This is a genomic window from Dyella acidisoli, assembly GCF_030160295.1.
In the GTDB taxonomy this organism is placed as follows: Bacteria; Pseudomonadota; Gammaproteobacteria; order Xanthomonadales; family Rhodanobacteraceae; genus Dyella_B; species Dyella_B acidisoli.
On record NZ_BSOB01000057.1, the window covers coordinates 103,559 to 110,451 of the forward strand.

General features: G+C 59.2%; 5 protein-coding genes. 3 read left to right on the plus strand and 2 right to left on the minus strand.

Annotated elements, in window-relative coordinates:
• The first annotated feature begins 50 nt into the window (after positions 1-50).
• Entirely contained in the window at positions 51-3,359 is a 3,309-nt protein-coding gene (locus QQJ86_RS20675) for an efflux RND transporter permease subunit (RefSeq protein ID WP_284322869.1), read from the plus strand.
• Entirely contained in the window at positions 3,356-4,816 is a 1,461-nt protein-coding gene (locus QQJ86_RS20680; RefSeq protein WP_284322870.1) for an efflux transporter outer membrane subunit, read from the plus strand. Before QQJ86_RS20675 ends, QQJ86_RS20680 begins: the two co-directional genes overlap by 4 nt.
• A 64-nt stretch (positions 4,817-4,880) precedes the next feature.
• On the opposite strand, the gene QQJ86_RS20685 is transcribed toward QQJ86_RS20680, so the two are convergent.
• Positions 4,881-5,228, minus strand: a complete 348-nt coding sequence (locus tag QQJ86_RS20685; RefSeq protein WP_284322871.1) for an STY0301 family protein — start codon at positions 5,226-5,228, stop codon at positions 4,881-4,883.
• The gene (locus QQJ86_RS22875) at positions 5,215-5,712 is read right to left on the minus strand and encodes a BPSL0067 family protein (protein WP_425604604.1); all 498 of its coding nucleotides are present in this window, start codon (positions 5,710-5,712) and stop codon (positions 5,215-5,217) included. The genes QQJ86_RS20685 and QQJ86_RS22875 overlap by 14 nt, the downstream gene beginning before the upstream one ends.
• A 173-nt stretch (positions 5,713-5,885) precedes the next feature.
• Between QQJ86_RS22875 and QQJ86_RS20690 the strand changes: the two genes are divergently transcribed.
• Positions 5,886-6,770, plus strand: a complete 885-nt coding sequence (locus QQJ86_RS20690) for an aldo/keto reductase (protein ID WP_284322872.1) — start codon at positions 5,886-5,888, stop codon at positions 6,768-6,770.
• Positions 6,771-6,893: the final 123 nt, after the last annotated feature.

Sequence of the window (6,893 nt, forward strand, 5' to 3'; positions counted from 1 at the left end):
GGAATGACGGCCAGGGGAGTTTCTAGCAAGAGTGTGATGCGGGCGCCGTCATGAACATCTCCGCCCTCTTCATCCGCCGCCCTGTCGCCACCACCCTGCTGGCGATCGCCATTCTGCTTTCTGGCGCATTGGCCTATTTCCGCTTGCCGGTGGCGCCGCTTCCCAACATCACCTATCCGGTGATCGTCGTGCAGGCGAGTATGGCGGGTGCGAGTCCGGAGATCATGGCATCCACCGTGGCCGAACCGCTGGAAAAACGCCTCGGCGCGATCGCCGACGTCACCGAACTCACATCGACCAGCTTCGTCGGGTCAGCGCAGATCGTGGTGCAGTTCGGCCTCAACCGCGACATCAACGGCGCTGCGCGCGACGTGCAAGCGGCGATCCAGGCAGCGCGCGCCGACCTGCCGAGCACGTTGCGCAGCAACCCAAGCTATCGCGAATTCAACCCGGCCGATTCGCCAATCATGGTGCTGGCGCTCACGTCCGACACGCTCACGCGCACGCAGCTTTACGACTCCGCCAATTCGGTGATCCAGCAGCAGTTGTCGCAAGTCGACGGTGTGGGCCAGATCACGCTGGGCGGCAGTGCCCTGCCCTCGGTGCGCGTCGAGCTGGAACCGAACAAGTTGAGCAGCTACGGCATCGGCCTGGAAGATGTGCGCGCATCCATCAGCGCCGCCAACGCGAACAGCGCCAAGGGACACATCGACCAGGACGGCCTGCGCTACGAGGTCACCTCCAACGACCAGATCAACAAAGCCGCGCCGTATCGCGATCTGATCATCGCCTACCGCAATGGCTCACCTGTGCAATTGCGCGATGTCGCGGACGTCGAAGATTCGGCCGAAAATCTCCGCAACATGGGTCTGTACAACGGCAAGCCAGCGGTGCTGGTGATCGTGTATCCCATGCCCGGCAGCAACATCGTCAAGACGGTGGCGCAGATCCGCGGCGTGCTGCCAGCGATCGAAGCCACCCTGCCCAGCAGCATCAAGGTCGGCGTGGCGATCGACCGCTCGGTATCGGTCAACGCGGCCGTGGGTGATACGGAACGCTCGCTGTTCATCGCCGTGCTGCTGGTGATCGGTGTGGTGTTTATATTCCTGCAATCGCCGCGGGCCACGTTGATTCCGTCGGTGGCATTGCCGCTTTCGATCGTTGGCACGTTCGGGCCGATGTACCTGATGGGCTACAGCATCGACAATCTCTCGCTGATGGCGCTCACCATCGGCACCGGCTTCGTGGTGGACGACGCCGTGGTGGTGCTGGAGAACATCGTGCGCCACGTTGAAGCAGGCATGGATGTGCGCGAGGCGGCGCTCAAAGGCAGCGGCGAGGTCGGCTTCACGGTGATCTCGATGAGTCTGTCGCTGATCGCGGTATTCCTGCCGATCCTGCTGATGCCAGGCATCATCGGCCTGCTGTTCCACGAATTCGCCGTAACGCTGTCGATCGCTATCCTGCTTTCGATGGTCATTTCGCTCACCGTCACGCCCACCATGGCCGCGTATCTGTTGCGCCCAGGCGCTGCGATCCATTCCAGGGCGCGTTGGGCGGTGTGGTACGAGGGGCAGTTCGAACGCTTCAAGCAAGCGTATTCGCGTTCTCTATCAGCGGTGCTTGATCGTGCCTGGGTAGTTGGTCTAACGCTGATCGGCCTGATGGTGCTCAACGTATTTCTGTTCAAACTGCTGCCGTCCACGTTCTTTCCGGAACAGGACAACGGCATTCTGATGGGCCAGATCATCGCCGACCAGAGCATCTCTTTCCAGGCGATGGAAAAGAAGCTCGCGCAACTGCAATCGATCGTGCAGAAGGATCCCGCCGTCGCATCGGTGGCCGGGTTCACCGGCGGCCGTGCATTGAATACCGCGAACCTGTTCGTGGAGTTGAAGCCATTGGCGCAACGCAAGCTTTCGGCAGCGCAAGTGGTCGATCGCCTGCGGCCGAAGCTCAATGCGATTTCCGGTGCGAAGCTGTTCCTGCAGGCTGCGCAAGACCTGCACATTGGTGGCCGGCAGTCCGCCTCCGAATACCAGTACACGCTGACCAGCGACGATCCCAACGCGCTGTATACCTGGATACCCAAACTGGTCACGGAGCTGGGCAAATATCGCAGCCAGCTGATCGATGTGAACTCCGATCTGCAGCAAAACGGCCTGCAGACCTTCGTGAACTTCGACCGCTCCACCATGACGCGCTATGGCTTCGTACCCAACCAGATCGACAGCGTGTTGTATGACGCCTTCGGCCAGCGCACCGTGTCCACCGTCTACAACCAGCTCAACCAGTACTACGTCGTGATGGAAGTGGCGCCGAAGTACTGGCAATACCCGCAGATGCTCGATCGCATGTATTTCAGCAAAGCGGCCGGCAATGCTTCTGGCACACAGCAGACGCAGATGTCGTCTAGCACGGTCAAGGGCGTGACGAGCTTTTCGGCGATAGGCGGCTCGGCCGGTACCTCATCGAACACCAATTCGCTCAACGCCGATGCACGCGCGAATCAGCTGACCAACGCCATTTCCAACTCCAAGGGCGGCACGTCGAGCGGCAGCGCGGACAGCACGTCGTCGGAAACCATGGTGCCGTTCCCGGCCATGCTCAGCTACACCAACAACCACACCGCTACGCAGGTGAATCACCAGGGTGGCCTGGTAGCCGGCACGATCTCGTTCAATTTGCCGCCCGGTGGCTCGCTGAGCAATGCCTTGTCCGCGGTGCAGCAAGCCATGCGCGAAATGGGCATGCCCGCATCCATTCACGGTGCTACCGCCGGCGCAGCGCAGGTATATTCGCAATCGATGTCGACCATGCCGCTGCTGATTCTTGCCGCACTCGGCGCGGTTTATATCGTGCTCGGTATTCTGTACGAAAATACGGTGCATCCGATCACGATTCTTTCCACGCTTCCTTCGGCCGGTATCGGCGCCACGCTAGCACTGTTGATCTTCGGCACGCCGTTTTCGGTGATCGCGATGATCGGCATCATCCTGTTGATCGGTATCGTGAAGAAGAACGCGATCATGATGATCGATGTAGCGATCCATCTGCAGCGCGATGAAGGCCATGATTCCGTAAAGGCCATCCACGACGCCGCCGTGGTGCGCCTGCGCCCGATCATGATGACCACCGCGGCCGCGGTACTCGGTGCGGTGCCGTTGGCCGTCGGCATCGGCCAGGGCGCGTCGCTGCGCCAGCCACTCGGCATCACTGTGATGGGCGGACTTATTCTCAGCCAGGTGTTCACCCTGTACACGACACCGGTGATCTATCTCTACCTTGATCGTCTACGCGCACGACTGGCCCGTTGGTCAGCCACGTTGCCGTGGAACCGATCGGACGTGAGTGCATGACTATGAAGACTTTGAATTTAGGATTCACCATCTCGTTGGCACTGCTGCTCGGTGGCTGCATGGTCGGCCCGGACTATCACCGTCCGCAGGTGCCCATGCCTGCGCAGTACAAGGAACTGCCTGGCTGGACCGCAGCCTCGCCTGAAGCGGATGAAGCGACGAAGGGTGATTGGTGGACCGCATTCAACGATCCATTGCTCAACCAGCTTGAGCCGATGGTGTCGGTATCCAACCAGACCGTGCAGCAGGCTTACGCCAACTATCAGCAGGCGCTCGCCGAAGTGCAGGTCGCTCGCGCGTCGCTGTTCCCTACCCTGGGCGTCACCGGTTCGGCCAACAAGCAGCGCAGCGCCAGCAGCAGCGCCCTTTCCAGCAGTTCTTCGCGACGCGCAATCAGCACATCCGGCTCGCTCGAAGGCAGCGTGAGCTGGGCGCCCGATCTGTGGGGCAAGGTGCGGCGTTCGGTCGAAGAAAGCAAAGCCAGCGCGCAAGCCAGTCAGGCTACGCTGGCTAATGCCACGCTGTCCGAACAGGTCGCGCTCGCCAATGCGGTGATCGAGCTGCGCATCACCGATGCCGATATCGACTTGCTGCAAAAGACCGTCGACAACTATGCCGAATCCTTGCGCGTGGTCGAAAACCAGGGCGCCGCGGGCACCACGCCTCCTTCCGACGTGATTACTGCACGCACGCAATGGGAGAGCGCCAAATCGAGCCTGATCGCACTCGGTATCGCGCGTGCGCAGTACGCGCATGCCATCGCCGTGCTGGTCGGCAAGAATCCGGAAGATCTGGATATTCCGCACAGCACGAGCGTGCCGACATTACCGGTGATTCCGGCCGGCATGCCCTCGACGCTGCTGCAGCGCCGCCCCGACATCGCTGTGGCGGAGCGCGAGATGGCGGCGCAGAACGCGGCCATCGGCGTTGCAATCGCGGCCTACTATCCAAATCTGACGCTGTCCGCATCTGACGGTTTCTCGCAAGCGCCGTTGGCCGGACTGCTGCACGTTGCCAATCATGTGTGGTCGCTGGGTGCGGACGTGAGTGAAACTGTGCTCGACTTCGGCGCGCGGCATGGCCAAGTGGCCGCTACCAAAGCCTCTTACGAAGCAGCGGCCGCCAACTATCGCGGCAGTGTGCTGACCGCCTTGCAAGATGTGGAGAACGATCTGTCGAACCTACGTATTCTCGCGCAGCAAGCCGAAGTGCAAGATGCTGTGGTGCGCGACGCTACGCAGGGCGCACAAATCGCACTCAACGAGTATCAGGCCGGCACGGTGGACTACACCACCGCGGCGACTGCGCAGGCTACGCAGCTAAGCGCCCAGCAGAGCGCGCTGAGCATTACGCAACAACAACTGCTCGATACGATATCGTTGATCGGCGACGTGGGCGGCGGCTGGTCGGCCGAAGCATTGAGCACGGGGCAGTCTGCTGATACCAAGGCACGATAAACGTACATCGGTCTACATCATCGTGATAAGCATCCCTCTCCGTTGCGAGAGGGATGCCCATGGACTATTTGCAGCGCAAAGCGAGCGTTTTCTTCGAATCGATGGTATAGCTGCATTTACTCACCTTATCGGACAGTTTTACGTCCAAGGTTTGTCCGTTTGCATATTTGCATCTAACCGTTACATAGCGGCCGGCGTCGTAAACATAACCCAATTGCCAGTACCCGCTGTACTTTCCGGCTTGGTCGGGCACAAGAGTGGCCAGGTCTTCGGGTGCACCATCGAACACATCCACGAAACGCAGGCTAGTGCCCTGCTTGGACGGGCAAACGTCCGACGCCAGTGTTCCGTAGACGGGAAACCATAGGAGGAATGCAAGCAGCAGATAAGAGCAGCGCTTACTCCACGACATAGAATTTGTCTCCGTTGTTCGAGTTTCCATGTGCTCCCCAGCGCAAGACTCGTTCGCCTACAGGCTTCGGACTGGGCGGGGTCACGTACTGATCATAGACCGTAACGCCATGATGCGGATCTTGACTCACATAAATGGCAGCATGCCCTTCGTACCTTCCGGAAGCGTTAAAGGTGGCAATGACAGTGCCGGGGGCAATGCTGTTGTTGTTCTTGACGGGCGCGCCCTTCGTCCAATGAGCCGTGGCGGGCAACGAGGGGCATACCCTTTTAACGTAGGAAACGCATTGCCCGCATAGATAAGGGCTCGTTGTTTTATCATCGGGAGGTACGTCCTGGAAGAGAGTGAGCCCGGAGGTCGGGGCACAGATCCACTTTCCAACCGGGGCACTGGGATTATTTCGATAATTTGCGGCTATATAGGGCATGTTTCTTCCTTGATTCCACGTACGGGAGACGAAAGGTCTTGTCCTGGCCGACATCATTGGGCGAGCCAAAGCGCCAACCGCAGCAGCCAGGCAAACAAATAATGCAAAAAAATTCTTACATCGAAAAGGCGTGATACCCCCTTCCTTTTTCCGACACCGTTTAATGCAAGCTACCAGCAAGCATCACACTGTATCGGCTCATCCATTTTCTTCATCACCTTCGATTCCGCATGCACACCGATATCCGCTCTTTCCAGCTTTCCTCCATCGTCGCCGGCCTCTGGCGTCTCACCGAGTGGCATTTGAGCGTGCAGGAACGCGTGCGTTGGATCGAACAGGCGCTGGAACTAGGCATCACGTCGTTCGATCACGCAGATATCTACGGTGATTACCGCGCTGAGGCATTGTTCGGCGAAGCATTGAAAGCCTCGCCTGATTTACGCGGACGCATGCAGTTGGTTACCAAGTGCGGCGTGCGCTTGCGTTCTTCGCAGAAGCCTTATCGCATCAATTATTACGACACTAACGCAGCGTACGTAAGAGCCGAGGTGGAACAATCGCTGCGCAATCTGCACACCGAACAATTGGATCTCGTGCTGATCCATCGCCCTGATTACCTGATGGATGCCACGGCCTTGGCAGAAACGTTCGCCACGCTCAGCCGCGAAGGCAAAGTGGCGCATTGGGGTGTGTCCAATCACAGCGTCAACCAATTTGCGCTATTGCATCAGCATCATCCATTGGTCACCAATCAGGTCGAACTGTCGCCACTGCAGATGGGGGCGCTGGATGACGGCACACTGGATCAAGCGCAGCAGCTTGGTCTGCGTCCGATGATTTGGTCACCGTTGGCGGGTGGACGGTTGTTCAGCGGTGACGACGATCAGACGCAACGCGTACGCACAGAGATGACTGCGATCGCTGCACGTTATGGCATTTCGCTCACCACGCTGGCTTTCGCATGGGTGCTACGGCATCCGTCGCTGCCTTGTCCGATTACGGGAACGAGGCGTATCGATGGTTTGCGCGATGCTGTCGCGGCGTTGAAAGTGCAGCTCGATGTCGAGGACTGGTATGCGATCTGGACGGCGAGCAAAGGGCATTCGGTGCCTTGAACCCGTAGGCTGGGATGCAATCCCAGCCTATGTATGGACTCGCCCCCTTCGTCAACCGCTTTTTTCATCCCCGAATGCCGGCTGCATCTATGTATGAGGCCTCACCAAGGTGGCAAGGTGTGC

Excerpts from the sequence above, each read along its gene's own strand:
- QQJ86_RS20675 (WP_284322869.1), top strand. The coding sequence starts at position 51 with ATGAACATCTCCGCCCTCTTCATCCGCCGCCCTGTCGCCACCACCCTG.
- QQJ86_RS20680 (WP_284322870.1), top strand. The coding sequence starts at position 3,356 with ATGACTATGAAGACTTTGAATTTAGGATTCACCATCTCGTTGGCACTG.
- QQJ86_RS20685 (WP_284322871.1), bottom strand. The coding sequence starts at position 5,228 with ATGTCGTGGAGTAAGCGCTGCTCTTATCTGCTGCTTGCATTCCTCCTA.
- QQJ86_RS22875 (WP_425604604.1), bottom strand. The coding sequence starts at position 5,712 with ATGATGTCGGCCAGGACAAGACCTTTCGTCTCCCGTACGTGGAATCAA.
- QQJ86_RS20690 (WP_284322872.1), top strand. The coding sequence starts at position 5,886 with ATGCACACCGATATCCGCTCTTTCCAGCTTTCCTCCATCGTCGCCGGC.